Consider the following 26042-nt stretch of genomic DNA (forward strand, 5'->3'; position numbering starts at 1 on the left):
GTCCGAACGACGATATCTACGCTGTTACCCCTCAACCTGTTTCGGGTGCCGCTCACAGTGCCACGGAGGGAGTCCTGAGCAAGATCGCCCGACGCGACTTCGTGCGTCAGGCCGGACGCCTGGCAGGGGCCGCGGCGGTGGCCCCTTCGCTGGCGGGGCTCGCGGCCTGTGCCGGCCGGGCTTCCGTCCCCGGATCCCCTGCGCCGGCCGTCGGCTATGGGCCACTGCGTCCGGCGGGCCCCGAACTGGCGCTCCCGGTGGGCTTTTCCTACGCCGTGCTCAACGTGGAAGGGCGCGTCATGTCGGATGGTAGGCCGACGCCGCGCGCGCACGACGGGATGGGTCTGTTCGCCGTCAGCGACGATGTCGTCCGCCTCGTGCGCAATCACGAGGACCAGGATCCGCCGGGCGTCGCGGCGCCGCTGGTGTCCCCGGAGCTGGCGTACGACCCGCTCGCAGGCGGCGGTACGACGACGCTCGAGGTCCGGCTGGACCCGGACGGCCGCCCGACTCTGCTGCGGGACTTCGTGAGTCTGGGCGGGACGACGATAAACTGCGCGGGCGGCGTGACCCCGTGGCGCAGCTGGCTGTCGTGCGAGGAGACGACGTTCGGCCGCGGGCGCGGCTGGTCCGTCCCGCACGGGTACGTGTTCGAGGTCCCCGCCGACGCCGACGAGCCCGTGGAGGCCGTGCCGATCAGGGAGATGGGACGGTTCGTGCACGAAGCGATCGCTGTGGATCCCGAGACCGGATTCGTGTACGAGACGGAAGATTACAACCGACGCGCGGGGTTCTACCGCTTTCGGCCCCGAACTCCGGGCTTCCTGGCGGGAGGGGGCACGCTGGAGATGCTTGCCGTGCGCGGCCATCCGCAGGCGGATCTGCGGACGGGCCAGCGGCCGGGGGCGTGGCGGGAAGTGGATTGGGTCCCGATCGAACGCCCGGATCCGCCCGAGGCCGAGCGCATACCGACGACCGTGTGGGCCGAAGGGCACGCGGCGGGCGGGGCCCGATTCTCCCGGCTCGAGGGCTGCTGGTACGACGACCGGAGCATCTACTTCCACGCGACCAACGGCGGTGACGCGCAACTGGGGCAGGTGTGGCGCTACGTCCCCGCGGAGGAGGTGTTGGCCCTCGTCTTCGAGTCTCCCTCCGAGGATGTCCTCGACGGCCCGGACAACCTGACGGTGAGCCCGAGAGGCGGGATCCTCATCTGTGAGGACAACGCCGGCTCGACGCATCTCCGGGGGCTGCCGCCCTCGGGAGAGATCTTCCCCTTCGCCCGCAACCTCCTCAACCACCGTGAATTCGCGGGCGCCTGCTTCAGTCCCGACGGACGGACGCTGTTCATAAACCTGCAGGGCGACACGATCTCGATGGGACCGGGCCACCTCGGCCACACGTTCGCGATCTGGGGGCCGTGGGAGCGCGGGCCGCTGTGAGCGCGGCCGGCGGCTCGGCATCTGCGCGCCGGGCCCGCCGTCTCGTGGCCTTGGCGCTCGCGGTCGCGCTGCAGGGCTGCGCGCCGTGGGCCACGCGACCGGTCACGGACCCCGACCCCGGCGTCTTCGTCGTCGGCTGGACGCAGACGGGCGTCGCGTCGTGGTACGGGGAACCGTTCCACGGCCGTCCGGCGGCGGCCGGCGGCATCTACGACATGGACGCGATGACGGCCGCGCATCGCGTGATCCCCTTCGGGACGCGCATCCGCGTCGACAATCGCGACAACGGCCGCACCGTCGAACTCGTGGTGAACGATCGCGGCCCCTTCGTGCGGGGACGCATCCTCGATGTGTCGCGCGCCGGCGCCCGGGCCCTCGGCATGATCGGACCGGGGACCGCGCGGGTCCGCATCACGATCGTGGAGGCAGGCGACGCGGTCTCCGCGCGCGGCGGCTGCGTCCTCGTCCAGGTCGCCTCCTACCGGGACCGGGCGAGCGCCGAGGCGAAGCGGGACGAGGTCGCCGAGGCCGGCTTCGAGGCCGTCATCGAGACGTACGAGGCGTTGTTTCGGGTCGTGGCCGGCCCCTTCGCGGAGGAGGCCGCCGCCCGCAGTGCGGCCGAGGCGCTGGGCGGATTCCTTCGCAGGTGCTGACGGCCCCGGCGAGTTCCGGTCGATGGTTGTGACCTGATCCGCTGTTCAATCGTTCTATAGCCAGGTGCGGCCCAAACAGGGGCCGTCAGGCGCGCGCCCGGTGCGTAGCGGCGGCCCGGCGCCGCCGGTAGCTTGCGGCACTCCAACCTGCTCAGAGCCAGGGGTGCCACCCGCCCCGCCGGGGTCCAGGAACCCGGGGCGGCAAATGATCAGAAGTTTCCTGGTGGAGGACGTATGCTTCGGAGACGTCACGCGCTCGTCGTTCTGGCCGCTCTCGCGGCGCTCGGAGGTCCCGTCGCGTCCGCGCTGGAGGCGCAGGCCGGCCGACGCTTCGGGCGAAACAAAGTCGTGTACCGGTCGTTCGATTTCGAGGTGCTCAAGACGCAGCACTTCGACATCTACTACTACGACCAGACCGCCGCGGCCGCGCCGCTGATCGGGCGACAGGCCGAGCGCTGGTACGCGCGGCTGTCGCGGGTACTCAATCACGAGTTCCGCGAACGGCAGCCGATCATCCTGTACGCGGACCACTCGGATTTCGAGCAGACCAACACGTCCGGCCAGTTCATCGACGAGGGGACCCAGGGCTTCACCGAGATCCTGAAGCGACGCCTCGTGATGCCGATGATGGTGTCGCTCCACGAGACGGATCATCTGCTCGGCCACGAACTGGTGCACGCCTTCCAGTTCGACATGACGGGGCAGGGGACAGGGGGGCCCGGCCTCGATATCCCAGGAGCCCTCCGGCTCCCGCTGTGGTTCATCGAGGGGATGGCCGAGTACCTCTCGATCGGACCCATCGACCCCTTCACGACGATGTGGATGCGGGACGGGCTGGACCTCGAGGACGGGTTCCCCACGATCCAGGACCTCCGCAACCCGCAGTTCTTCCCCTACCGCTACGGGCACGCCTTCTGGTCCTATGTCGGCGGCGCGTTCGGGGACGACAAGATCGGCCGGATCCTGAACCTCGCCGCGCGCACCAACGAGCTCGCGGCGATCGAGGCCGTCCTCGAGGTCCCGATCAGCGAACTCTCGGACCGCTGGAGGAACGAACTCGAGACCTACTTCGCGGACGCCCGACAGGAGACGAACTCGCCGGACGAATACGGGCGCCGTGTGATCTACGAGCCGCCGGAGGAGGGGAAGCTGAACCTGGGTCCCGCGCTCAGTCCCGATGGCGACGAGGTCGTCTACGTCTCGCAGAGCGACCTCTTCTCGATCGAAATGTTCCTCGCCGACGCGCACACCGGGGAGGTCAAGCGGCGCCTGACGAACAACGCGGTTGACCCCCACTTCGAGAGTCTGCAGTTCATCCATTCGGCCGGCGACTGGCACCCGGACGGCCGACAATTCGCCATCGCCGGCATCAAGACCGGTGAACCCCTGCTCACGATCATGGACGTCGCGACCGCGGACATCATCCGGGAGATCCGGATCGAGGGCTTCCAGGTGGGCGCGATCTACACGCCGAGCTGGTCGCCGGACGGGTCCCGGGTGGCGTTCAGCGGGCAGTCCGGCGGCTTCACCGACCTGTACGTGCTCGACATGGAGACCGAGCGACTGACCCGGCTCACGGCGGATGAGTTCGCGGACCTCCAGCCCGCCTGGTCGCCCGACGGACGCTCTCTCGCCTTCACGACCGACCGCTACACAACCGATCTCGACCTGCTCGTGGCGGGCCCCTATCAGGTCGCGTTGCTCGACCTCGAGACGGGTGAGATCCAGGCGCTGCCGGGCTTCGACGACCAGTTCCGCAACTACAACCCGCAATGGTCCGCCGACGGACAGGACCTGTACTTCGTCTCGGACCACGACGGGATCGCCAACCTCTACCGGATCGATCTCGAGACGCGCGAGCGCTACCTGGTCACCGACCTCTGGACCGGCGTGAGCGGGCTGACGGAGATCAGCCCGGCCATCTCCGTGGCCCGCGGCACCGGCGATCTGGCGTTCAGCGTGAACAAGGGCGGACCGTTCAGCTACGAGGTCTACATCATCGACGACCCGGACGTGCTGGCGGGCGAGCCGGCGCCCGACATGCTCGTCGGCGTCGACGCGTCCGTCATCCCCCCGCGCGAGCGCGTATCGACGGCCCACGTCGAGTTGCTCGACAATGCGCGGCTGGGCCTGGCCGACCCGATCACGTTCGAGGACGACGAGTACCGCTCCCAGCTCTCCCTCGACTTCATCTCCCAGCCCACGATCGCGTTCGGGGCGAGCGACTTCGGCGTCTTCTTCGCCGGCGGCGCGAGCCTCTTCTTCTCCGATCTGCTCGGGAACCAGACGCTGCAGACCCTCCTGCAGGTGAACACGACCTTCGGGAACGTGATCCAGGGGACCGCGCTCCTCGCGGGCTACGAGAACCGTTCGAGCCGGTGGAACTGGGCCCTGATCGGCGGCCAGGTGCCGCTCGTCACGCGGCAGATCGGGTTCAGTCAGGTCGGGTTCGAGAACCGCACTGTCAACATCTTCCGGGAGTTTCGCTGGTACGAGATCAACCGGGAGGCGACCGGCATCCTCGCCTATCCGTTCAACCGGAACTCGCGGATCGAGTTCTCGGCTTCGGCGCGACAGGTCGACTTCTCGGGGGAGACCGAGGAGTTCTGGTTCGATCTCCACACCGGCGAGTTCCTGAACGAGGTGCGGGAGGATCTCGTCGACTGTCCGGGGGGGGGATTCGTGATGGAGGGCGGGGCGGCGTGCGCGCCATCGTCTCTCTATACGGCCAGCGGCAGCGTCGCTCTCGTGTACGACAGTTCCATCTTCGGGGGCACGAGCCCCGTCGTGGGGCAGCGATACCGGCTGGAAGTCGAGCCGGCGGTGGGGACGCTCAACTTCCTCACGATCAACGGCGATATGCGCCGCTATGTGCGCGCCGGGCCGTTCACGCTGGCCGGACGGGCGCTGCACTTCGGACGGTGGGGCGGCGGTTCGGACGACTGGCGTCTGGGCCGGCTCTATCTCGGAGTCCCGTCTCTCGTGCGTGGATACAGCGACCGATCCATCGACACCGCCGAATGCACGGGCGCCGGCGGCCAGATCGGGTTCTTCCGCTGTCCCGTCCTCCAGCAGCTCATCGGCAACCGCGTAGCGGTGGGCAACCTCGAACTTCGACTCCCGCTCCTGGGCGGGATCGGCGTCATCCGGGCCCCGGGCGTGCCGCCGGTGGAAGTCGGCGTCTTCTACGACATGGGCAAGGCCTGGATGGGCGAGTCGCCGGAGAACTGCCCGGGCGGCGGGTGCACGTTCGGCGAGCGGAAATGGGTGTCGAGCGCCGGTCTGATGACGCGCGTGAACCTCTTCGGTCTCATGATCGCGGAGATCGACTTCGTGCGCCCGTTCGATCGCCCCGACAAGGGCTGGCTCTGGCAGTTCAGCCTCACGCCGGGATTCTGACCCGGTTGCGAGCCTTCGGCCCGCGGGACGGTCGATGAGTCTGCTCCGGAGCTGGGCCATAAACGCGGCGGCGCTCTACGTGACCACGCGCCTCTTGGACGGGGTGCGCGTGGACGGGGCCGAGGCGCTGATCGGCGGTGCGCTCGCGATCGGCCTCATCAACGCCCTTGTGCGGCCGATCCTGCGCTTCGTGACCTTCCCGATCACGGTGCTGACGCTTGGGCTGTTCTACTTCGTCCTCAACGGCCTGATGTTCTACCTGGCCGCGTCGCTGATCCCGGGGTTCGCGCTCGACGGGCTCGTGGCCGCGATCCTCGGCGCGCTCGTGATGTCCGTGGTCGCGACGGTGCTGCACGTCTTTCTGAAGCCGCGAAAGAAGCAACGCGACCGCTAGCTCGGCGCTCTGCCGCGGGCTGCTAGGCGTAGTAGGGGTTGCTGCCGGAGGCGTGGTCGGTCACGTCCTGGACGTCGACGATCTCGGGCGCGGCGTCCCGGATCATCTGCTTGATCCCCTGCGTGAGGGTGACGGACGCCATGCCGCACCCCTGGCAGCCGCCTCCCATGGTCACGTAGACCACGTTGTCACGGATGTCGACGAGTCGCACGGTCCCGCCATGGGATGCGACCCCGGGGTTGATCTGTTCGTCGATGACCCGGCGCACGCGGTCGACCAGGGGTCCGTCCATCGGGCCCGAGCCGAGCGGCTGGATGTTGGGATTCCTGAAGTGAAACCCGGACCCCTGCATCGATTCCACCCAGTCGATGCGGGTGCCGGCGAGCAGGGCGACGCTCCTCGAATCCACGACGACCTCGAAGCCGGAGGCATCGAACGACTCGTCCCCCTCCTCCCGCTCCAGGGGTTCGATGAGAGCCATCTCGTATTCCGGGGCGATCGGACTCGCGTTCTGTACGCTGACCCGCACGGCGAGGCCCTCGGCGGGATCCTCGGACATGAACGTCCTGATCCGCTCGTGGGCGGCCTCGCTGAATGTCAGAAGTTCCTGGTCGGCCACGTCACCTTCTCCTCTGCGTCTATGCCGGCGCCGGTCCCGCCACGGCCACAGCCGCGCGGAGATCACTCGCCGTATAAAGTACGATCGTGTGCAGTCCCGCGCGCTCGAGCGCGGCTCGGCCGCCCTCCTCGCGATCCACGAGTCCCAGGATGCCGAGCACATCGCCGTTCGCCTGGTTTACGGCTTCGCACGCCTTGAACGCCGACCCGCCGGTCGTGATGACGTCCTCGACGATGACGACGCGCGCTCCGGGCTCGAAGCAGCCCTCGATCAGCTGTCCCTTGCCGTGGCGCTTGGCCCGCTTGCGGACGGAAAACGCGTGGATCGGGTCGCCCTCGCGCCAGCTGGCGGCGGCGATCGCGTAGGCCAGCGGGTCCGCGCCCATGGTGAGGCCGCCGACGGCGTCGGGCCGTAGTCCCGCCTCCCGAATCGCCGCGAACCCGACGCTCCCGAGCAGCACCTGTCCGTGCGCGTGCATGGTCGAAGTCCGGCAGTCGATGTAGTAGTCGGTTCGGGCGCCCGAGGCGAGCTTGAAGTCTCCGAGTCGGAACGATCGTTCGGCCAGGAGGTTGAGCAGCGTTTCTCGCGAGGAATTCAGCGGTCTCTCCTCTCGTGGTGACCTGAACTCAGCTGACCTGGCGGATCGCCTGGCCGGATTCGGCGTCACACCGCTCGCAGAGTCCGTAGAGCTTGAGTTGGCGTCTCAGGATGTGGAAACCAAGCGTCCGGGCGACCTCCGCCTGGAGCCGGTTCAGCTCGTCCCGCTGGAAGGGCGCCACGACTCCGCACGCGGTGCAGATGAGATGGTCGTTCTGGGCCTGCCCGATCTTCGTCTCGTAGCGCTTGAACCCTTCGTCGAAATCGTGCTCGGTCGCCAGGCCGACCCGCACGAGAAGTCTCAGCGTCCGATACACGGTCGCTTTCCCGACCCGCTCACCCGCGTCTTGGAGACGCGCCGTGACCTCGTCGGCCGAGAGCCGCTGAGCGGACTCGAACAGGGCGCGGGCGATCGCCTCGCGCTGCTGCGTCACGGGCAGGTGCTGCTCCTGGAGCGCGGCCCGGAAGAGTCCAAGCATGACGGCGGCGCAGCCAAGAGGCGGCCGCGGTGTGACGAGGTTGGTCATCGCTTCGGGGGTCGAGGTCGAGAAGGTGACGGGCGGATCTGTTCTCACTTCGTTGAGAAGATAGATCGCAGCGTCACGCCTGCAACCAGTGGGCTTCGAATTCGTCCACGACCTGCCTCAGCACGCGGTCGACGTGGGAGGCGGGACGCGGAGTCAGGAAGCGGTCCGAGAACCGGTTCATCGCGATGCGAAGGGACGAGAACGTCCTCGCGGCGTCCCGGTAACAGCCATCGAGTTGCTGGCGGCGCGCAAAGGGGTCGTCGGCGGCGAGCTGGAACCCTGTCTGCCCCATCGCTTCGTAGTAGCCGAGATCGGGTCCTCCCTTTCGCCGCACACGGTGACCGATCCAGTCGGGGAACAGCCCCGAGAGCCAGAGCGCGAAATTGCCGAGGTGCGCCCGCAGCAGGAAGCCGTGGCGGCCATCGGAGTCGGCGATGGCCTCGACGAGGTCGACGAGATAGTGGTACTCGCGGTCGTCGTGTTCCGCGATCCGGTGCACGCGGGCCTCGCTGGCGAAGTGCAGGAAGATCGAGGTCACGTAGTCGGCGAGGAGTCGGGACTCGACGCCCCCGTCAAGCAGGCTGCGGCGGAGCGCCACGTACGAGAACAGGGCCAGCGGAAGCCGCGAGACACCCGGTTCGCGGACGAGCGAGCGCGCCGCCTTCGGGTGATCGAGCAGCGCGTCGATCCCCCGTTCCGCCACGAGCGTCTCGAGGTGGCCCGGGTCCTCGCCGTCGCGGGCGAGCAGTTGGACAAGCCGCGCGGCGTCATCGCGCTTGAAGGAAGCCCTCACATCCGGGAGAATCATCTCACCCCCCTCTCACCTGGCCCCGTCGTCCGCTCACCCTCCCCGCCAAGTTCCATACCCCAACCCTGTACGCTAGTTTTCCTCACGAACGACGAAGCCGCAACGACTCGATCGGATTGCCGACCATGAGAGAACCGGGATTCTGGCTGGCTGGACCCCTGCTGGCGGGCCTTGTGGCGTGCAGTGCGGGGGATACGGGGACGCGCGCCCCGGGGGTCGACCAGAGCCGGGACGCGACCGTCGAGACCGCCGGCGCTGCCGATCCGGTCGCCGCCCCATCCGCCGATCTGATCCCGATCCGGGTGGGAGGGATCGAGATCCGGGTGGAACTCGCCGACGAGCCGACCGAGCGACAGCAGGGGCTGATGTTCCGCGAGTCGCTGGCGGAGAATCAGGGGATGCTGTTCGCGTATCCCGAGGAGCGGACCCTCGGCTTCTGGATGAAGAACACGCTCATCCCGCTCGACATCGCGTACATCGACCGTGAAGGTCGGATCGTCGACATCAAGCAGATGGAACCGCAATCCACGGAGACTCACAATTCGGCGGCGCCGGCCATGTACGCACTCGAGATGAACCAGGGCTGGTTCGAGGCGAACGGGATCCGCGTCGGCGACATGATCGAGTTCTGACTCCCTCCCTCCCGGACCATACCCGAGAATCGACTACACCGAGAATCATTACATGGATCACCGCACGGAGAAGGACTCGATGGGGGAGATGGCGATCCCCGCGGATCGGCTCTACGGAGCCCAGACCGAGCGCGCGCGCCGGAACTTCCCGATCAGTGACCTCCGCTTCGGGCGCCGCTTCATCGAGGCGCTGGGCGCGATCAAGCTCGCCGCCTCACGCGTGAACCGGGAGCTGGGTCTCCTCGACCCCGACCTCGGAGACGCAATCGAGCGTGCGGCCCGTGAGGCGATGGTCGGGGAGCTCGACGCCCACTTCGTGCTGGACATCTTCCAGACCGGCTCCGGCACGTCGACGAACATGAACGCGAACGAGGTCATCGCGAACCGGGCCATCCAGCTCCTGGGCGGGACGGTGGGGTCGCGGAGTCCCGTCCACCCCAACGACCACGTCAACCTGGGACAGTCGTCGAACGACGTGATTCCGACGGCCATCCATGTGGCGGCGCTGGTCGCCATCGAGCGGGAACTCCTTCCGGCGCTCGAGGTGCTGCGAGCCGCGCTCACCGCCAAGGCGGAAGAGTTCGATCACATCGCCAAGGCGGGCCGCACGCACCTGCAGGACGCGACGCCCGTCCGCCTCGGACAGGAATTCGGGGGGTACGCGAGTCAGATGGGGCACGGGATCCGGCGGGTGGCGGCCGTGCGTCCGGCGCTGGCGGAACTCGCCATCGGCGGCACGGCGGTCGGCACCGGCATCAATACGCCGGCCGACTTCGGCGCCCGCATGACGGCGGCGCTGAGCGAACTCCTCGACACCGGGTTCGTCGAGGCCGGGAACCACTTCGAGGCGCAGGGCGCACGCGACGCGGTCGTAGAAGCGAGCGGAGCGCTGCGCACGGTCGCCGTGAGCCTGACGAAGATCGCGAACGACCTGCGCTGGCTGTCGTCCGGCCCTCGCACGGGCCTCGGCGAGATCAACCTGCCGGCCGTGCAGCCCGGATCGTCGATCATGCCGGGCAAGGTCAACCCCGTCATGGCGGAATCCGTCCTTCAGGTCTGCGCGCAGGTCATCGGGAACGACGCCGCGATGGTCGTGGGCGGACAGGCGGGGAACCTCGAACTCAACGTCATGATCCCCGTCATGGCCCACAACCTGCTCCAGAGCATCCGGATTCTCTCGACCGTCAGCGTGGAGTTCGCCGAGCGCTGCGTGCGGGGGATCACGGCGAACGAGGCGCGCTGCCTGCGGAACGCAGAATCGACCGCGGCGCTCGCCACCGCGCTCGCGCCGGTCATCGGCTACGACAAGGCGGCGGAACTGGCCAAGCGCACCCTGGCGGAAGACCGGACGCTGAAGGAACTCGTGCTGGCAGAGGGCCTGGTCGACCCGGCGGAACTCGACCGCATCCTCGACTTCCGGGCGATGACCGAGCCGGGCCTCGCCTGACCCCACGCCCGCGAAACGGGACTCGGGTCAGGGAACCGGGAGCAGATCTTCCGGCAGAAGACGGTTCACGGTGAGTTCCGAGAGCCGGAAGACCTCCGATCCGTCCGCCAGGTGCGCGAGCCAATCCCCCCGTTCTTCGTCCGGCAGCAGGCGCAGCGAGAGCGCGAGACGTCGGTCGGTCACGTCCTCGGAGCCGGCCGAGAATACCTCGAGCGAGGTGTCCGAGAGGGAGAAGTCCGCCGCCGCCTCTTCTTCTTCCGTGGGGAACCCGGAGGCGGACACGGAGGGCAGGACGTCGAGCAGCCTCTGAACCACGGCGGAGTCCGCCGGCACGTCGCCCGCGAGCCAGCCGGTGTCGCTCCGTCGCAGGATCGCCTCGCGCCCCGCCCGGCGGATGAGGATCTCCCGCACTCCGGCCGGGTCGACCGAGGCGATGCGCCGCGGCCGCCAGCCGTCGCGTTCCCGGCTCAGGTAGCCGCCGGCCGGCCCGTCGAGCCGATACACGACGGGGTCGCCCGGCAGACGCGCGAAGTAGCCCCCGGACCGCGGATCCCGGTCGCCGATGTGGAACCGCAGCGCTTCGCCCGCCTCGGTACGAACCTCGATGCGGCGGCCGCTCTCACCGACACCCAGCGCCTCGTGGTTCGACGGGTTGCGGGCCACGATCTCGGCCGAGGAGAGTTCGCGCACGACGTCCAGCAGATCGCGGACCTTCTGTTCATCCGCCAGGTACCCGTCCACCCGCCAGCCGTCGGCCGACCGCTCGAGACGAATCGCGCCCGCGCCGTCCGCCAGCACGATGTCGACGCCCTCGATGGAGTCCGCGACCGCGAAAGAGAAGCCGTCGCCCACCTCCAGCGATCCGCCCGCGCCGCTGTCCCTGAACAGCCGCGGCAGGTAGAGGAGGACGGCCACCCCGAGCACGAGCGCGATGATCCTGAGCTGTCTCGCGTTCATACGAGCGCTCCACCCTCGGGGAAGCTCCGGCGCTGCAGGCCTCGCCGCCGCGCGAGGCGCCATCCCCCGATCAACACGAACAGCAGCGGAACTCCGGCCAGATTTCCGTACCGCGTAAGGTCGCGCAGCCATTCACTCGGGAAGAGCAGCTGCGGCGGCGCGCGATCCTTGGACCGAATCGAAATCAGCGCCTCGTCCTGCGCCAGCCAGTCGATCGAGTTCTGGAAGAAGACCATGCCGGCCAGGCCTCCCGACGATCCCTGAAGCGTCGCGTCTTCGATGAGCGACGGCGAGCTGGCGATGACGATCCGCCCCCCGTCCGGCTGCGTGTAGGCGACCGCCAGCGTCTCGACCGTGACATCCTCCGGCGAGACCAGCGCCTCCCAGTCCTGGTTCGGGTCGATCGAGAGCGGGGTCGCGAGCCGCCCCCCGAAGTCCGACGTGACCAGCAGCGGCGTGACCCGCGTGCTGTCCTCGACCTCGACCTGGAGCGGACTCCCGTAGCGGATCGGGACGTTCGCCACGCCGTCCACGATCACATGCCCGGAGGCCGGCTGGGCGAGCGTCCAGAACGGGTACGGCATGATCATCGCCAGCCCGAGGTTCGAGGGCACCTGGACCTGCTCGTTCAGGCCCAGGTCATAGGCGATCGAGGGGACGATGCCGAGCCCCCGTACCTGGAGGAGCGAGTCGAGCACGGGGTCGAACATGGGGCCCGCGAAACGCGACTGCATGTCGGCCGTCACACCCGACTTGAGGAGGAACAGACTCCCGCCCTCGTCGACGAAGCGGCTGAGGATCTCGCCTTCCGCGGGTTCGAGCGGCATCCGCCCCCCGGCGATCACGAGCACGTCGAGCGAGTCCGGCACGGCCGTGGTCGCAGAGTCGATGCTGAACTCCGACACGTCGTATTCCAGGCTCAGGCGCCCGTTGGCGAACTGCAGTCCCGAACGCAGCCCCAGCTCCCCATGTCCCGTGAGAATCGCGACGTTCGGTCGTTCCGGCGTCGTGAGGGAGCGGATCATCGAGGCGAGTCGGTACTCGAGATCGGTCGTCCCGCGGATGATCGGAATGATCTCGCTCTCGCCGGCGTACTGGACCGCCAAACCGAAATAGCGCTCCTGGACGGAGACCGCGTTGTCATCGCGGATCTGGTACTGGACCGGGTTCACGCCGAGCAGGCCCGCCTCCTGCTCGGCGTCCGGGTCGTCGTCGGGATCGACCCGAATGAGGTTCACATTCGCCCCGCCCGTCGCGTCGAGATCCGCGAGGAGGTCATCGACATCGCGGCTCACCGGAGTGAGTTCCGGCGGGAGATCGGTCGAGCGGAACAGCTTGAGCGTGACGAGATCGTCGAGGCCCCGCAGGAGTTCGGCCGTTGGGGGGGACAGCGTGTAGACCTTCCCGGGCGTGAGGTCGAGGCGACCCCGCAACTGCGAGCCCGCCAGGGCGGCGACGATGGCGATCCCGACCAGCCCGAGCGCGCCCAGGCGCAGCCGCCCGTAGGCCGGACGCTCGCGGCTCAGGCGTTCGCGCATGATCGCGAAGTAGGTCAGCGACAGGAACGCCGCCGTGAGTGAGGCGAAGTAGAGGACGTCGCGCAGGTCGATCACGCCGCGCGACACGCTGGAGAAGTGCCCGAGGATACCGAGGCGCGCGGCCACCGTCGCCACCGGCGCGGGGAGCGAGAGGGTGACCGTCGGAAGCCCGATCAGGTAGAGGCCGAAGCTGATCGTGACCCCGATGATGAAGGCCGTGACCTGGTTCCGCGTCATCGCCGACGACCAGAGTCCGACCGAGATCAGCGCGGCGATGAGGAACACGGAGCCCAGGTACTGCGAGAAGACGACGCCCCACTGCAGGTCCGCGCCGAAGGTGAGGCCGAGCGGGATGCCGAACGTCCCCGCCATGGCGACGAGCAGGAAGAGGAGGACGCCGAGGAACTTGCCGAGCAGGAACTCCACCACGGAGATCGGTTGCGAGAGCACGAGTTCGAGGGTGCCCGCGTTCCGTTCCTCGGCCAGCGTCCTCATGCAGACCGCCGGGATGAAAAAGAGCAGGAGCCACGGGAGGAGCGACAGCATGGGGCGGAGCGAGGCCTCCCGCAGGATGTACGCCTCCTGGAAGTAGAAGTAGAAGTTGATCCCGAGGAAGATGACGAGAAGGATGTACGCGGTCGCCTGGTCGAAGTAGCTCGCGAACTCCCGTTTCGCGACCGTCGCGATGCGGCTCATCATGCCTCCACCTCCTCGCCCGCCGGGTCCGTCTCCACGCGCTGCGCCCCGTCCTCCGTCCCGCCTTCGGCTGCGTCGCCCGCGCCTTCCTCCGTCGGGGCTGCCGAGACGGTGAGCTGCCGGAACAGGTCCTCGAGGCTCGCCTGCGCGAGGTGGAGTTCCCACAGCGGCCAGTCCCGGGCGGCGGCGAGTCGCGAGATATCCGCGCGCGGGTCCCGGCCGGGGGCGCCCTCGACGGCGAAGCGGGCGCGTCCGGCCTCTTCCTCGAGCGCCTCGGTACGGGCGACGGAGGGGAGGTCGGCCAGCGCGTCCCGCGCGTCGTCGGGGGGCGCCTCGAGTTCGACGATGATACGCGCGCCGCCGTGTCCCGCGACCAGCTCATCCACCGAACCGTCGGCCACGATGTGCCCGCGGTTGATGATGACGACCCGAGAGCACGTCTTCCGGACCTCCTGCATGACGTGCGTGCTGAGGAGGACGGTGCGGTCGGCGCCGACGTCCCGGATGAGGCTCCGGATCTCGACCCGCTGGTTGGGATCGAGCCCTTCGGTCGGCTCGTCGAGGATGAGGATCTCGGGCTCGGAGAGGATCGCCTGCGCGAGGCCGACCCGCTGACGGTATCCCTTCGAGAGCTGGTTGATGGGCCGGTAGTAGACCGCTTCGATCCCGGTCTCGGCCACGACATCGTCCGTTCGGGCCCGAATCTCCCCGGGGCTCATCCCGCGCAGGCGCCCCATGAAGCTGATGTATTCGCCGGCCAGCATGTCGCGGTACAGCGGGTTGGTCTCCGGGAGATAGCCGATCCGGCGCCGCAGCTCGATGGGGTGATCCTCGAGCGACAGCCCGTCGATCGTGATCGACCCGCCATCGGGTTCGAGGTACTGGGTGAGCAGCCGCATGGTCGTCGTCTTGCCCGCCCCGTTCGGGCCGAGGAAGCCGACGACCTCTCCGCGGTCGATCGAGAAGGTCGCCGAGTCGACGGCGACGGTCTCGCCGAACCTCTTCATAACATCGGTAAGTGATACGAGTGACATCGGACCTGCTTCGGGTCTGCGGTATTGGAGTGCGCGAACCGCCCCGGAATCGCGGGGCTCGCCCGGCGAGGGACAGTTTCCCTGCGTTCGAACGTTGCCCGGGGCGCTCCGGGGCCCGGGGCGGCGCGCCGCAAAGGTAGATCGGACGCGGTGCGAGTCAAGAACGGCCCGTCAGCGCCGCCGCCATCACGCTCCGCGAAAAAACACGCCGGAAGGGGGATCGGAGACAGGCGAGGCGCCCGACGGTAACTTCCCCCCCATGAAACTCTTCCTCGATGCGGGTCGACGCGTGGTGGGGCTCCTGCTGGTGGTGCTCGTCGCCATCCCGGTCTTCCTCGTTCTGGATCCGGCGGCCCCCCCGAGTTCGCTCGACGATCTGATGCGACGCTCGGGGTTTGAGCACTGGTCGTACACCTGGGGTGTGACGAGCGGCGTGTGGACGCTGCTCGGGATCGGCGGAGCGGTACTGGTCGGGGTGCTGGCCGGAGGACGGGTGTCGGGCGTCCTCGCGCGTGCCGCTGCAGTGATCGAGCGGTCGCCCCGGTGGGCCGTGGCGGGGTTCATGGGGCTGCTGGGGGCCGGGCTCGCGGCCGCGGTGGCGCTCATCGTCTTCGACGGGCGCACGATCCTCAACGACGCGAGCGTCCAGCTTCTCCAGGGGCGTTACTTCGCTGCCGGACGGCTCGCCGGCCCTCCCCTCGCCATGCCCGAGTTCTGGTCGATCCAGTTCATGGTGCACGCGCCGGCGGGATGGGTGTCGCAGTACCCGCCCGCGCACGCGCTGTGGCTCGCGGCCGGCTTCCGGCTGGGAGGGGCGTGGATCGCGATGGCGGGCGCGGTGGGGATGCTGGGCGTCTTCTCGGTGCTGGCGTTCGAACGCCTGCTGCCGGATCGCATCGCGGCCGTGCGGATCGGCGCCCTGCTCGCCGTCACCAGCCCCATGCTGCTCGCGCTCGCCGGCGCCTACATGAACCACGCGACCGTGGCGGCGTTCGCCGCGCTCGCCCTCTGGCTCTCCCTCCGCGCCGAGACGGGCCGGGCCGTGTGGGCGTTGGCGGCGGGCGGCGCGATGGGCTTCATGGTCACGACGCGCCCCGTCTCCGGGCTGCTCATCGGCGCCGCCGTGACGGCCGGGGTGTGGCTCACCGCGCCGCGTCGGGAACCGGGCCTGCACCGGCCGTGGCTCCTGCGCCGGCTCGGCTGGTGGGTCCTGGGCGGCCTCCCGTTCGCGGCCGGGCTCGCCTGGTTCAACGCCCGTTTCTTCGGTGGCCCGCTCACACTGGGCTATACCGCCGCGGCGGGCCCGAGCCACGGCCTCGGCTTCCACATGGACCCCTGGGGCCGCACGTACGGGTTCACGCAGGCGCTGGGCTATACGTCGACCGAACTGATGTCGCTGGGGCGCGAACTCCTCGGCACCGTGCTGCCCGTCGCCGCGCTCATCGGACTCTTCCTGCTCTTCGCCCGCCGCCTGCGGCGCGGCGAGCGCATCCTCGTCGCGTGGGCGCTTCTGCCCATCCTGGCGAGCGCGCTCTACTGGCATCACGACCTCGTGTTCGGGCCCCGCCTGCTCGGCGAGGCCGTCCCGGCCTGGTGCGCGCTCCTCGTGCTCGCGGCCATCGGCCTCACGCGTCTCGGCCGCTGGGCGTGGCTCCGCGACGCGATCGCCATCGTCGTCCTCGTCGCGGTCGGCTACGGCCTGGTGGCGGGGGGACGCGCGCGCATCGACCGGGTGGCCGCTCGCGCCGCCCCGATTCCGGAGGTGACGGACCCCGGCCCGTCCCTCGTGTTCGTGCATGAACTGTGGGGCGACCGGGTCGGAGCCCGGCTTGCCGCGCGGGGGATGAGGCTCGACAGCGTCCGCGCCCTCCTCACCCGCTACCACCCGTGCCAGCTCGAGGCTGCCTTCGTCGGCGCGCAGGGACCGGAGGAGGTCGCGGACCAGTGCCGGCTGGAGAGCGAGTCCGACCGGCTGGGATGGGTCGGCCTTACCGACTACCTGTGGCACGGCGACCCGCCCGGTCTGGAGGGCTCGGGCGTGCTCTGGGCGCGAGATCTCGGGCCGGAAGCGAACGCCCGCCTCATCGCCGAGTACCCGTCCCGGACCCCCCGCTTCGTCCTGCCGGATGGCCGCGGCGACGGACAGGTCGTCCCCTACGACACGGGCCTCAACGCCCTCTGGGGCGGCGTCCCGCCGTAGCCCCCCGCAGGTCCGCGCCGGGTCAGTCTTCGGAGAAGGCGGCGTCGAAGGCGGTCGCGGAGGGCGGGAAGGCCAGGGTCCGGAGCCGCGCGCAGGCCTCCCGGGCGCCGTGCTCGCGGTCCATGCCGCCGTCCTCCCACTCGATCGAGAGCGGGCCCTCGTAGCCGACGCGGTCCAGCGCGCGCAGGATCTCCTCGAAGTCCACCCGGCCGCGGCCGATCGAGCGGAAATCCCACCCGCGGTCCACGTGCCCGAAGTCGAGATGGCCGCCGAACACGCCCGACCGCCGGGGCGTCTCCGACCACCAGACATCCTTCATGTGGGCGTGGTGGATGCGGTCGCCGAACTCGATGATGAAGCCGACGTAGTCGACGCCCTGGTAGGCGAGGTGGCTGGGGTCGTAGTTGAAGCCGAACGCGGCCCGGCCATCGAGCGCTTCGATCGCGCGCGCGGCGCTGCTCGCGTCGAACGCGATCTCGGTGGGGTGCACCTCGAGCGCGAACTTCACGCCCGCCGCGTCGAAGGCGTCCAGGATCGGGTTCCAGCGGTCCGCGAAGTCGGTGAACCCGGCCTCCACGAAACCCGGCGGGTGCGGCGGGAAGGCGTACGCCGCCGCCCAGATCGAGCTGCCCGTGAAGCCGTTCACGACCGGCACGCCGAGCGACGCCGCCGCCGCGGCCGTCCGCCGCATCTCCGCCGCCGCCCGCCGCCGCACGCCCTCCGGGTCGCCGTCGCCCCACACCCGCGCGGGCAGGATCAGCTCGTGCCGCGCGTCGATCGGGTCGCACACCGCCTGCCCCACGAGGTGGTTCGCGATCGCGTGCACCTCGAGCCCGTGCGCGGCCAGCAGGTCGCGCCGCCCGGCCGCGTAGCCGTCCTCCTCCGTCGCCCGCACGACGTCGAAGTGGTCCCCCCAGCAGGCGAGTTCGAGGCCGTCGTAGCCCCACGCCGCCGCCTTCGCGGCGAGCGTCGCGAGCGGCAGGTCGGCCCACTGGCCGGTGAACAGCGTGATCGGCCGGCGGCTCATGACGTCGCCTCCCCGGGTCCCGGGGGCTCGTAGCGCGCGTCCACCCACGCCCCGCGCCGCCCGCTCTCGACCGCCCGCTCGAGGAAATGGACCCCGCGCGCCCCGTCCCGCACCGTGGGGAAGTCGAGGTCGGCCTCGTCCGGCCTCCGCCCCTCGTTCAGGGCCCCGATCGTCCGGATCACGTTCCGGTACAGGTTCGCGAACCCCTCGATGAACCCCTCCGGGTGCCCGGGCGGGACCCGTGAAGCCCGCGCGGCCGAGGGGGAGAGCCAGCCGTGTCCGCGGCGCCGCGCGCGCGCCCGGCCGTCCGGCGTCCGCAGCCACAGCGTCTCCGCGTCGTCGTGCCGCCAGGCGATGGAGCCCTCGCTCCCGAACACGCGCAGCGCGAGCCCGTTCTCCTCTCCCGCCGCCACCTGCGACACCGTGAGCGTCCCCCGCACCCCGCCGCTCCAGCGCACGAGCAGGCTCGCGTCGTCCTCGAGCCGCCGGCCCGGCACGAACGTCGTCAGCTCGCCGCACAGCGCCTCGACCTCCAGCCCGGTCACGTAGCGGCCCAGGTGATGCGCGTGCGTCCCGATGTCGCCCAGGGCACCGGCCACCCCGGCCCGCGCCGGGTCCGTGCGCCACGTCGCCTGCGGGTGTCCGCTCTCCTCAAGCGGCGTCGACAGCCAGCCCTGGAAGTACTCCAGCTGGATGCGGCGGATCTCCCCCAGCCGCCCCTCGCGGACCAGCGCCCGCGCGTCCTTGATCATCGGGTAGCCGCTGTAGTTGTGCGTGAGCGCGAACACGCGGTCCCCTGCGCCCACGAGCCGGCACAGCGCCTCGGCGTCCGCGACCGTCGTCGTCAGCGGCTTGTCGCACACGACGTGGAAACCCGCCTCGAGGAAGGCGCGCGCCACATCGAAGTGGAGGTGGTTCGGCGTCGCGACGATCACGAAATCCAGCCGCCGCTCCGGCGCCCGCGCCGCCTCCGAGGCCGCCATTTCCGCGTAGCTCCCGTACACCCGCGCGGGATCCAGCCCCACCTCGGCCCCCTTCGCCGCGGACCGCTCGGGGTCCGACGAGAAGGCGCCGGCCGCGATCCGGGCCAGCCCGTCGAGTTCCGCCGCCATCCGGTGCACGTCCCCGATGAAGGCGCCCGGTCCGCCCCCGATCATCCCGTACGTCAGGCGGCGGGTCATCCGTCGTCCGGCCCCCGCCCGATCTTCACGGCCCGGTAGCCGCCCGCCCGCCGGTCGCGGGCGTAGAGAAATCCGAAGATGAGGATGAGCGCGCCCGCATACGGGAGGATGTACCGGAACGAGACCCGCCCGCCGTAGTTGTCCGCCGGTCCGAGCAGGGCGTTGGCCCGCTCCACGAGCGCCTCATCCCCGCCGGAGTTGATGATCGCCCGCAGCGCGTTCGCGGTGACCGACTCCGGGAGGGCGCCGTCCCCGCCGCCGGCGAGCGCCTCTCCCACCGCGGCGCCGGCCGCGGCCAGATCCGGCTCCAGGCTCTCGTCGGCCCTGGCGAACCCGGCCGACGCGTCCGCCAGCAGGGCCCGCGTCTCTACGACCGGCAGCCGCTCGTGACCCACCCGGTCGGCGATACTCCCCATCCACGGTGTGGTCCACAGCCCGACCACCGCCATCCCCGTCGCGCCCATCAGCCCCAGCCCGAGCGCGCCGGAGCGCGGGACGCGCTCGGAAACGAAGCCGAGCATGGTCGGCCAGAAGTAGCACACCCCCACCGCGAACACCGTGGCGGAGGCGAAGGCCATCACCGTCGTCGCCGCATAGCTCAGCCACAGGAGCCCCACCACGGAGACCGCCGCGCTCGCCGCGAGCACGCCCGGCGGCGACAGCCGTTCGATTGCGAACCCGGCCCGGTAGCGCAGGACGGCCATCAGACCGTTGATCCACGCCAGCACGAGGATGCCCGGGATGCCGCCCGCCTCGAGCACCGGCGGCACCCAGCGATTCGGTCCGAGTTCCGTCGAGGCCGTGACGGCCATGCAGAGGAGCAGCAGGAGCATGAGCGGGGTCGTGAACGTCGCCCGGAACATCCCCCCCATGCTCACCCCCGCCCGCACCCCCTCCGTGGGCGGGAATTCCTCCCGCAGCATCAGGTGGCCGTAGATGAGGGTGGGGACGAGGATGATCGCGACCTTGAGCTGCCACGCGTCGAGCCCCACCTGGTCCAGCCCGTAGGCGAGCACGGAGCCGATGACGATGCCGCCCGGGAACCAGACGTGGAACCGGTTCAGCTTGACGGTCTTCTCGTCGGGATAGAGCGCGGCCACGAGCGGATTGCAGGCCGCCTCGACGAGTCCGTTCCCCAGCGCCAGCGTCAGCGCGCCGAGGAAGAGCTGCAGGAAGCCGCCCGCGGACATCAGGAGGACCGCGCCCAGCAGGTGGCACGCGAACGCGAGCCGCAGCAGGAACCGCATGCCGAGGATGTCGCAGAAAGGCGCGAACAGGAGCTGCGATACGGCAAAGCCCCAGATCGCCGCCCCGCCGATGAGGCCCACCTCGTAGTTCGTGAGCGTGAACTCGCTCTTCAGCGTGAGCATGATCGCGCCGATGACCGCGAAGGCGACGGAGGTCGCGATCAGCGACACGCAACTGCCCAGGAAGAGCCGCCTCGGGCGCACGGCGGACGATGTGGTGTTCACGGAGCACTCCTCGGATCGGGTCGGCGGGCAACGCTAGCGCCGCTTCGTTCGCCTCCGCAACGCCGCGCGGGCCCCGCCGTTCGCCCAACCCCCGGACCTACCGGGCGGTGAACGGCGCACTCTATGTTGAGGCGATATCGCGGCCGCACCACACCCAGGAGGATCCCGTGAGACGCCTTTCCAGTTTCGGCCCGCCCACCGCCGCCCTCGTCGCCGCGCTCGCCCTCGCCGCCGCGGCCCCCGACGCCGTCGCGCAGTCGCGGCCCTACGCGCCCGAATCCGTCACCGCGAGCGAATACGCCCGCGCGGAGCAGTTCGTCTTCTGGAACGCCGAGAAGCTCACCTCCGGCGCGACCGTCGCCCCGCGCTGGGTCGACGCGAACCGCTTCTGGTACCGGAACCAGGTGTTCGGCGGCCACGAGTTCATCATGATCGACGCCGCGGCCCGCACCCGCGCCACGGCCTTCGACCACGATCGGCTCGCTGCCGCGCTCTCCGAGGCCTCCGACGAGAACCACGAGGCGACGGACCTCCCCTTCGACGAGTTCGAGTTCAACGCGTCCGGCGGGATCCGCTTCTGGACCGACACCTACGAGCGCTGGGACTGCAACCTCGGCGCCTACCGCTGCACCGGCCCGGATTCGGTCGCGGAGGCGACGCACGAGATCGAGTCACCCGTCGGCGGACTCGCCGTCTTCTCGCGCGACGAGAACCTGTGGGTCCGCGACATGGGCTCCGACGAGGAACGCCAACTCTCGACGGATGGCGAAGCGCACTGGGGGTACGGTGTCGCGCCCGAGGGCTGCTGCCAGGAGATTACGAACCGCCGCAGCGAGTTCAAGTCGCCGCCCGTCGCCGAGTGGTCCCCCGACGGACGCCGCATCGCGACCCACCGCTACAACGAGCAGGACGTCGAGTCGCTGCATCTGCTCGAGGCGGCCACCGGGCGCCCGATCCTCCACAGCTACAAGTACGCGCTCCCCGGCGACTCCATCGTCCCCACGTGGGAACTGTACATGTTCGACGCCGAGACCGGCGCTTCGGTGAAGGCCGACTATGAGCCCGTGGTCGGCTATTTCGGCGGCGCGGACACGACCTGGCACGCCGCCCAATGGACCCCGGAGGGCGACCGCGTCTACTTCTCGCACCACTCGCGCGACTTCGGGAACCAGACGCTCGTCGAGGTCGACGCCACGACGGGCGCGGCGCGAAAGGTGATCGTCGAGAGCGGCGACACGTGGGTGGAGCTGAACCAGCTCCGCACCCCCTACAACTGGCAGGTGCTCGACAACGGGAGCGAGTTCATCTGGTTCTCCGAGCGCGAGGGCTGGGGTCACCTCTATCTGCACGACCTCGCCACCGGAGAAATGAAGAACCGGATCACGCAGGGTTCCTGGCTCGTGGTCCAGCTCCTGTCGGTCGACGAGGACGCGAGGCAGGTCTACTTCACCGGCGTGGGCCGCGAACCCGGACGCGACCCCTACCACCATCACCTCTACCGGGCCTCGCTGGACGGCGGGGGCGTGACCCTGCTCTCGCCCGAGGACATGCACCACGACGTCTCCGTGTCACCGGACGGCCGCCACTTCGTTGACACCTATTCCACCCGCGCCTCGGCCCCGGTCACCGTCCTCCGGGACCGGACGGGACGCGCCGTGATGACGGTCGAAGAGGCAGATATCTCGCCGCTCCTCGAGGCCGGCTGGGAGCCGCCCGTGCGCTTCTCCGCCAAGGCGCGCGACGGGGTCACGGATGTGTACGGCTACCTGTGGCTGCCGCCGAAGATGGAGGAGGGGACGGTCTATCCCGTCATCGACTACATCTACCCCGGGCCACAGATCGGCCCCATCCGGACGCCGGGCTTCACCACGGGGCCGCGCGGGCAGGGCCACGCGTTCGCGCAGCTCGGGTTCATCACCTTCGCGGTGGACGCCATGGGCACCCCGTACCGCTCGAAGGCGTTCCACGAGAGCTACTACCGGGACATGCGGGACAACGGGATCCCCGATCACGTCTCGGCGCTCAAGGCGCTCGCCCTCCGCTATCCGATCGACATCGACCGGGTGGGGATCTTCGGCCACTCGGGAGGCGGCTTCTCCTCGACCGACGCCATCCTGACCTTCCCGGACTTCTTCAAGGTCGCGGTGTCGGGGGCGGGGAACCACGACCAGCGAGGCTACCATTTCCCGTGGGGGGAGAAGTATCACGGGCTGCTCGAGCGGAACCCGGACGGGACGGACAGCTTCGATTCCCAGGCGAACCAGAACATCGCCGCCAACCTGAAGGGGAAGCTCCTGCTCCACTACGGGTCGCTCGATGACAACGTGCATCCGAACATGACCCTGCTCGTGGCCGACGCGCTCATCGAGGCGAACCGGACGTTCGACATGCTCGTGTTCCCCAACCGAAACCACGGCTACGCGCGCGAGCCGTACCTGATCCGGCGCACCTGGGACTACTTCGTCCAGCACCTCATGGGCGCCGAGCCGCCGGCCGACTACAGGATCGTCCAGCCCTAGCGGCGTCCGGACGGTGCCCGGCTCACGTTCCCGCGGGAACGCCTTCCTGGCCTCCCGCGGGCGCGGAGCCGCTTGTCAGGTCTCATCCGCGGGCGCACGTTTCCACTCGATACGAAGCTCTCCCCGATCCGGAGGACTCCCCATGCGCCGCGCCGCCCATCCATCGCTACTGACCTGCTTCTTCTGTGTGTTCGCGGTTTCGCTGCTCAGCCTCGCGGGGTGCGCCTCCGGCGATGACGGAGCCGGGGAAGCCGCGGCGGACGCCGACGACGCGGACTCGCTGACCGAGCGCCTGATCGCGCGCGGAGAATCGCTCGAGCTTCCGACGGCGTGGGACCCGCCGCCGGGCGAACCGATCGTCCACCACACGGCGGGGTTCGCGAAGACGCTATGCTCGGGGACGTTCATCACCGGTCTGGACTGGCGGGACGCGGCCGCCAACGTGGGCGGCTTCACGGCGCCCTTCCAGCATCGGGGCGCGGTCGTCGACACGGTGGTAGACATGGAGGCGCAGACCGTGAGCCTCACCCTCGGCTCGGGGATCACGCGCACCGCGAAGCTCTACGGTAGCCAGGGCTGCATCACCCACCCGCTGGGCCAGGATTCGATCTACTTCGCTCCCTCCGTCGTCGAGCCGATGACGCCCGATCCGGCCACCACGCCGTGGCCCATGGGAGACGTGCTCTCCGACGAGCCGTATCCGCCCGAGATCGACATGGACAAGGTGCGGGAGGCCGTCGAGGTCGCGATGGACCAGGAGGGGAAGACGCTCGGCTTCGTCGTCACCTACAACGGCCGGATCATCGGCGAGGACTACGGCCCCGGCGTCGACATGCACACTCCGTTCGAGAGCTGGTCCAAGGGGAAGTCGCTCACCGGCACGCTCATGGCCGTCCTCATCCAGCAGGGCGTGTACGAACTGTGGCAACCCGCTCCGGTCCCCGAATGGCAGGACGATGACCGGAAGAACATCCGCATCGGCGACATCATGCGGATGTCGAGCGGGATCCGGATCGTAGCGCCGCAGGACCCCGGGTATACGGAAGAGATGGGCTATCCCGACCATCTGTACCTCTATACCGGGGAGAACGCGTTTCAGTGGGCGGCCACCCGCCCGCAACAGTGGGAGCCGAACACGGTGGGACGGTACCGGAACACGGACCCGGCGCTCACCAACTACCTGACTCGGCTGGGCGTGGAAGGGCGCGGCGACGACTATCACGCCTTCCCGCAACGGAACTTGTTCGACAAGCTCGGGATCCGGAACTTCGTCATGGAGACGGACCCGAACGGCAACTTCCTCACGCAAGGCTACGAGTTCGGCTCGGCCCGCGACTGGGCGCGGCTGGGCAACCTCTATCTGCAGGACGGCGTGTGGGAGGGCGAGCGCATCCTCCCCGAAGGCTACGTGGACTACGCGATGGAGGTCGCCCCGGCCTGGATCGACGACGGCCGCCCGGTCTACGGCGGCGGCTTCGTGTGGAAGGACCTCGGGTTCCCGATCGAGGACGACTACGGCGCCTTCGGTGGAGCCGGCGGCCAGTACACGGTCTTCATCCCGGCGCGGGGTCTCGTCATCACCCGCCTCGGCAAGTACACGGGCGCCGGCCCGGGAGGCCGGAACCTGAACGCCGCGATCGCCCTCCTGATGGAGGCCGTGCCCCGCAGGGACTAGGAGTTCGGGGATGAACTATTTCAGGGCGCTATTGACGAGTCGTGCACATGCGCTTTTCGTACCGGCAAAATGGATGGAAGGACGACATACAGCGCTGCGTCCGACCACACCAGAAGGCGAGTGAAGGTGTGGCCGATCCCGAGGTCCAGAGCTGGCACGAGTGGCTCTGGGCATCGCGATGCGTGTGCTGGAGCCCTCCACCCGACAACCCGAGGGAGCGAGACCGGAGGCTGCCTGGGGGTTGTTGCTGGTCCCTGCGAAGCCTTATGCCAATTCAAAATGAGACTTTCAATTGGCATAGGCCGACACAGGGGCACCGACACTCCCATGATTGCTCGAGATCTCGCGCCGGTGAACAACCATCCTGAGATCCGGAGCTAGCAACCCGGAAGCTGCACCCTTCGGACGGCAATTGGACTTCTGGGCGTTGGCTTTTGCGACGGCGGTCGCGGGGTATCCCGCCGCCCGAGTCAAAGCCCAGCCAGGGGGGTCACAAGCTCGCGGACACGAGAGCAGTGGAGGTGTCGGATGAGCTAGGTGAACGGCTAGCGGTCGTAGCGCTGGGGGCGCTTGGCCCGGATGACGAGGGCGTGGAGAATCCCGCACGGATCATCGAACTTGCCAACCAATACGCCGCCGTCGGCTGTGAAGAGTTGCTCCTTCGACTGCATGACCCTGACCTCCGGGTGAGCACGCTGGATAAGGCCATCAGTTTTTCTGCGAAGTTGGCAATGGGTACTGAAGTGACGGTGCGTGGCTGGCCCGCCGGCGTGAGGGCGAAACTGCGTTAGGGCCCAGAGGCGGTGAAGGTTCGCGTCATACCGCAGTAGTGGAAGGTGCCGGTCGGAAGACGCGTGCTGGATCACGTCGCGACGCGCCGCTCGCGTCAGCGTCGCGTCAGCGAAACCGGTGATTCGCGCGAGTCATCTCATACCTCTCTCCTGCGGAGCGCACGGAGTTCGTCCGGCGTGGGGACGCCAAGGTGCCGGCAGACGGCGTCGTGCTGGATGCCCTCCGCCGCCTCATCCGTGAACGAGACCGCGCAGGTCGCGCATGTGTGGACGGGGATGTCAGCGCTGAGTTCCACGGCGCCGGACCCGACCCCGTAGATGAATGGATTCCGCACAAGTTCGGTCTTCAGCCCCGCGTTTCCGCACATGTCGCAGGACTCGGGACCAGCAATCTGGTCGAGGACGGTTGGTTTCGAGGCGATCTTGTTCATGGC

The 26042-nt window shown here is 69.3% G+C and carries 21 protein-coding genes; 9 read left to right on the top strand and 12 right to left on the bottom strand.

Annotated features, from left to right (window positions below; translation table 11 throughout):
• The first annotated feature begins 101 nt into the window (after positions 1-101).
• The 4 genes from ACOOHF_RS08630 to ACOOHF_RS08645 all read left to right on the top strand — a co-directional run bounded on the left by ACOOHF_RS08630 (position 102) and on the right by ACOOHF_RS08645 (position 5888).
• On the top strand, positions 102-1442 hold the full coding sequence (locus ACOOHF_RS08630; protein WP_420464202.1) for an alkaline phosphatase PhoX: 1341 nt from the start codon (positions 102-104) through the stop codon (positions 1440-1442).
• On the top strand, positions 1439-2095 hold the full coding sequence (locus tag ACOOHF_RS08635; protein ID WP_420464203.1) for a septal ring lytic transglycosylase RlpA family protein: 657 nt from the start codon (positions 1439-1441) through the stop codon (positions 2093-2095). The genes ACOOHF_RS08630 and ACOOHF_RS08635 overlap by 4 nt, the downstream gene beginning before the upstream one ends.
• Before the next feature lie 234 nt (positions 2096-2329).
• The gene (locus ACOOHF_RS08640) at positions 2330-5494 is read left to right on the top strand and encodes a peptidase S9 (RefSeq protein WP_420464204.1); all 3165 of its coding nucleotides are present in this window, start codon (positions 2330-2332) and stop codon (positions 5492-5494) included.
• Between the two features lie 34 nt (positions 5495-5528).
• Positions 5529-5888 (top strand): phage holin family protein, encoded by a 360-nt coding sequence (locus ACOOHF_RS08645; RefSeq protein WP_419934599.1) that lies wholly within the window; start codon positions 5529-5531, stop codon positions 5886-5888.
• Positions 5889-5910: 22 nt separating this feature from the next.
• Here the strand turns inward: ACOOHF_RS08645 and ACOOHF_RS08650 are convergent, their stop codons facing one another.
• From ACOOHF_RS08650 to ACOOHF_RS08665, 4 genes are read right to left on the bottom strand one after another with little or no spacing between them, the layout of a single operon-like run.
• Positions 5911-6507 (bottom strand): iron-sulfur cluster assembly accessory protein, encoded by a 597-nt coding sequence (locus tag ACOOHF_RS08650; protein WP_419934600.1) that lies wholly within the window; start codon positions 6505-6507, stop codon positions 5911-5913.
• Positions 6508-6526: 19 nt separating this feature from the next.
• Positions 6527-7174 carry an orotate phosphoribosyltransferase gene (gene pyrE, locus ACOOHF_RS08655; protein WP_419934601.1) on the bottom strand — a complete coding sequence of 216 codons (648 nt, stop codon included), beginning with the start codon at positions 7172-7174 and terminating at the stop codon, positions 6527-6529.
• Positions 7134-7679, bottom strand: coding sequence for a Fur family transcriptional regulator (locus ACOOHF_RS08660; protein ID WP_420464205.1), 546 nt, complete (start codon positions 7677-7679; stop codon positions 7134-7136). The genes pyrE and ACOOHF_RS08660 overlap by 41 nt, the downstream gene beginning before the upstream one ends.
• Positions 7680-7704: 25 nt before the next feature.
• Positions 7705-8439, bottom strand: a complete 735-nt coding sequence (locus ACOOHF_RS08665) for a hypothetical protein (protein WP_419934603.1) — start codon at positions 8437-8439, stop codon at positions 7705-7707.
• 125 nt (positions 8440-8564) lie between these two features.
• On the opposite strand from ACOOHF_RS08665, the gene ACOOHF_RS08670 reads away from it, so the two are divergent.
• Together ACOOHF_RS08670 and ACOOHF_RS08675 are read left to right on the top strand one after the other, a co-directional pair.
• Positions 8565-9071 (top strand): DUF192 domain-containing protein, encoded by a 507-nt coding sequence (locus ACOOHF_RS08670; RefSeq protein WP_419934604.1) that lies wholly within the window; start codon positions 8565-8567, stop codon positions 9069-9071.
• A 52-nt stretch (positions 9072-9123) separates the two neighbouring features.
• On the top strand, positions 9124-10518 hold the full coding sequence (locus ACOOHF_RS08675) for a class II fumarate hydratase (protein ID WP_420464206.1): 1395 nt from the start codon (positions 9124-9126) through the stop codon (positions 10516-10518).
• A 27-nt stretch (positions 10519-10545) separates the two neighbouring features.
• Here ACOOHF_RS08675 and ACOOHF_RS08680 read toward each other — a convergent pair whose 3' ends face one another.
• Genes ACOOHF_RS08680 through ACOOHF_RS08690 form a run of 3 tightly spaced genes read right to left on the bottom strand, consistent with a single transcriptional unit; the run spans position 10546 to position 14716 of the window.
• Positions 10546-11475, bottom strand: a complete 930-nt coding sequence (locus ACOOHF_RS08680; RefSeq protein ID WP_420464207.1) for a DUF4340 domain-containing protein — start codon at positions 11473-11475, stop codon at positions 10546-10548.
• Positions 11472-13712 (bottom strand): Gldg family protein, encoded by a 2241-nt coding sequence (locus ACOOHF_RS08685; protein WP_420464208.1) that lies wholly within the window; start codon positions 13710-13712, stop codon positions 11472-11474. The genes ACOOHF_RS08680 and ACOOHF_RS08685 overlap by 4 nt, the downstream gene beginning before the upstream one ends.
• Positions 13709-14716, bottom strand: a complete 1008-nt coding sequence (locus tag ACOOHF_RS08690; RefSeq protein WP_420464209.1) for an ATP-binding cassette domain-containing protein — start codon at positions 14714-14716, stop codon at positions 13709-13711. Before ACOOHF_RS08690 ends, ACOOHF_RS08685 begins: the two co-directional genes overlap by 4 nt.
• A 286-nt stretch (positions 14717-15002) precedes the next feature.
• Here ACOOHF_RS08690 and ACOOHF_RS08695 point away from each other — a divergent pair, with 286 nt between their 5' ends.
• Positions 15003-16943, top strand: coding sequence for a hypothetical protein (locus ACOOHF_RS08695; protein WP_420464210.1), 1941 nt, complete (start codon positions 15003-15005; stop codon positions 16941-16943).
• A gap of 22 nt (positions 16944-16965) precedes the next feature.
• Here the strand turns inward: ACOOHF_RS08695 and ACOOHF_RS08700 are convergent, their stop codons facing one another.
• From ACOOHF_RS08700 to ACOOHF_RS08710, 3 genes are read right to left on the bottom strand one after another with little or no spacing between them, the layout of a single operon-like run.
• Positions 16966-17970 (bottom strand): sugar phosphate isomerase/epimerase family protein, encoded by a 1005-nt coding sequence (locus ACOOHF_RS08700; RefSeq protein ID WP_420464211.1) that lies wholly within the window; start codon positions 17968-17970, stop codon positions 16966-16968.
• On the bottom strand, positions 17967-19151 hold the full coding sequence (locus ACOOHF_RS08705; RefSeq protein ID WP_420464212.1) for a Gfo/Idh/MocA family protein: 1185 nt from the start codon (positions 19149-19151) through the stop codon (positions 17967-17969). Before ACOOHF_RS08705 ends, ACOOHF_RS08700 begins: the two co-directional genes overlap by 4 nt.
• The gene (locus ACOOHF_RS08710) at positions 19148-20623 is read right to left on the bottom strand and encodes an MFS transporter (RefSeq protein ID WP_420464213.1); all 1476 of its coding nucleotides are present in this window, start codon (positions 20621-20623) and stop codon (positions 19148-19150) included. The genes ACOOHF_RS08705 and ACOOHF_RS08710 overlap by 4 nt, the downstream gene beginning before the upstream one ends.
• Before the next feature lie 167 nt (positions 20624-20790).
• On the opposite strand from ACOOHF_RS08710, the gene ACOOHF_RS08715 reads away from it, so the two are divergent.
• Positions 20791-23142 carry a DPP IV N-terminal domain-containing protein gene (locus tag ACOOHF_RS08715; RefSeq protein ID WP_420464214.1) on the top strand — a complete coding sequence of 784 codons (2352 nt, stop codon included), beginning with the start codon at positions 20791-20793 and terminating at the stop codon, positions 23140-23142.
• 142 nt (positions 23143-23284) lie between these two features.
• On the top strand, positions 23285-24817 hold the full coding sequence (locus ACOOHF_RS08720) for a serine hydrolase domain-containing protein (RefSeq protein ID WP_420464215.1): 1533 nt from the start codon (positions 23285-23287) through the stop codon (positions 24815-24817).
• 545 nt (positions 24818-25362) lie between these two features.
• On the opposite strand, the gene ACOOHF_RS08725 is transcribed toward ACOOHF_RS08720, so the two are convergent.
• Both ACOOHF_RS08725 and ACOOHF_RS08730 read right to left on the bottom strand, forming a co-directional pair.
• Positions 25363-25488, bottom strand: coding sequence for a hypothetical protein (locus ACOOHF_RS08725; protein ID WP_419934615.1), 126 nt, complete (start codon positions 25486-25488; stop codon positions 25363-25365).
• A 257-nt stretch (positions 25489-25745) separates the two neighbouring features.
• Positions 25746-26039 carry a hypothetical protein gene (locus ACOOHF_RS08730; protein ID WP_420464216.1) on the bottom strand — a complete coding sequence of 98 codons (294 nt, stop codon included), beginning with the start codon at positions 26037-26039 and terminating at the stop codon, positions 25746-25748.
• Positions 26040-26042: the final 3 nt, after the last annotated feature.

The organism is Candidatus Palauibacter sp. (assembly GCF_965216145.1).
Classification (GTDB): domain Bacteria; phylum Gemmatimonadota; class Gemmatimonadetes; order Palauibacterales; family Palauibacteraceae; genus Palauibacter.

Bases quoted from the DNA above. Each gene is read 5' to 3' on its own strand.
- ACOOHF_RS08730 (WP_420464216.1), bottom strand. From the start codon at position 26,039: ATGAACAAGATCGCCTCGAAACCAACCGTCCTCGACCAGATTGCTGGT.
- ACOOHF_RS08680 (WP_420464207.1), bottom strand. From the start codon at position 11,475: ATGAACGCGAGACAGCTCAGGATCATCGCGCTCGTGCTCGGGGTGGCC.
- ACOOHF_RS08685 (WP_420464208.1), bottom strand. From the start codon at position 13,712: ATGATGAGCCGCATCGCGACGGTCGCGAAACGGGAGTTCGCGAGCTAC.
- ACOOHF_RS08720 (WP_420464215.1), top strand. From the start codon at position 23,285: ATGCGCCGCGCCGCCCATCCATCGCTACTGACCTGCTTCTTCTGTGTG.
- ACOOHF_RS08705 (WP_420464212.1), bottom strand. From the start codon at position 19,151: ATGACCCGCCGCCTGACGTACGGGATGATCGGGGGCGGACCGGGCGCC.
- ACOOHF_RS08645 (WP_419934599.1), top strand. From the start codon at position 5,529: ATGAGTCTGCTCCGGAGCTGGGCCATAAACGCGGCGGCGCTCTACGTG.
- ACOOHF_RS08725 (WP_419934615.1), bottom strand. From the start codon at position 25,488: ATGCAGTCGAAGGAGCAACTCTTCACAGCCGACGGCGGCGTATTGGTT.
- ACOOHF_RS08670 (WP_419934604.1), top strand. From the start codon at position 8,565: ATGAGAGAACCGGGATTCTGGCTGGCTGGACCCCTGCTGGCGGGCCTT.
- ACOOHF_RS08700 (WP_420464211.1), bottom strand. From the start codon at position 17,970: ATGAGCCGCCGGCCGATCACGCTGTTCACCGGCCAGTGGGCCGACCTG.
- ACOOHF_RS08675 (WP_420464206.1), top strand. From the start codon at position 9,124: ATGGATCACCGCACGGAGAAGGACTCGATGGGGGAGATGGCGATCCCC.
- ACOOHF_RS08695 (WP_420464210.1), top strand. From the start codon at position 15,003: ATGAAACTCTTCCTCGATGCGGGTCGACGCGTGGTGGGGCTCCTGCTG.
- ACOOHF_RS08665 (WP_419934603.1), bottom strand. From the start codon at position 8,439: ATGATTCTCCCGGATGTGAGGGCTTCCTTCAAGCGCGATGACGCCGCG.
- ACOOHF_RS08640 (WP_420464204.1), top strand. From the start codon at position 2,330: ATGCTTCGGAGACGTCACGCGCTCGTCGTTCTGGCCGCTCTCGCGGCG.
- ACOOHF_RS08690 (WP_420464209.1), bottom strand. From the start codon at position 14,716: ATGAAGAGGTTCGGCGAGACCGTCGCCGTCGACTCGGCGACCTTCTCG.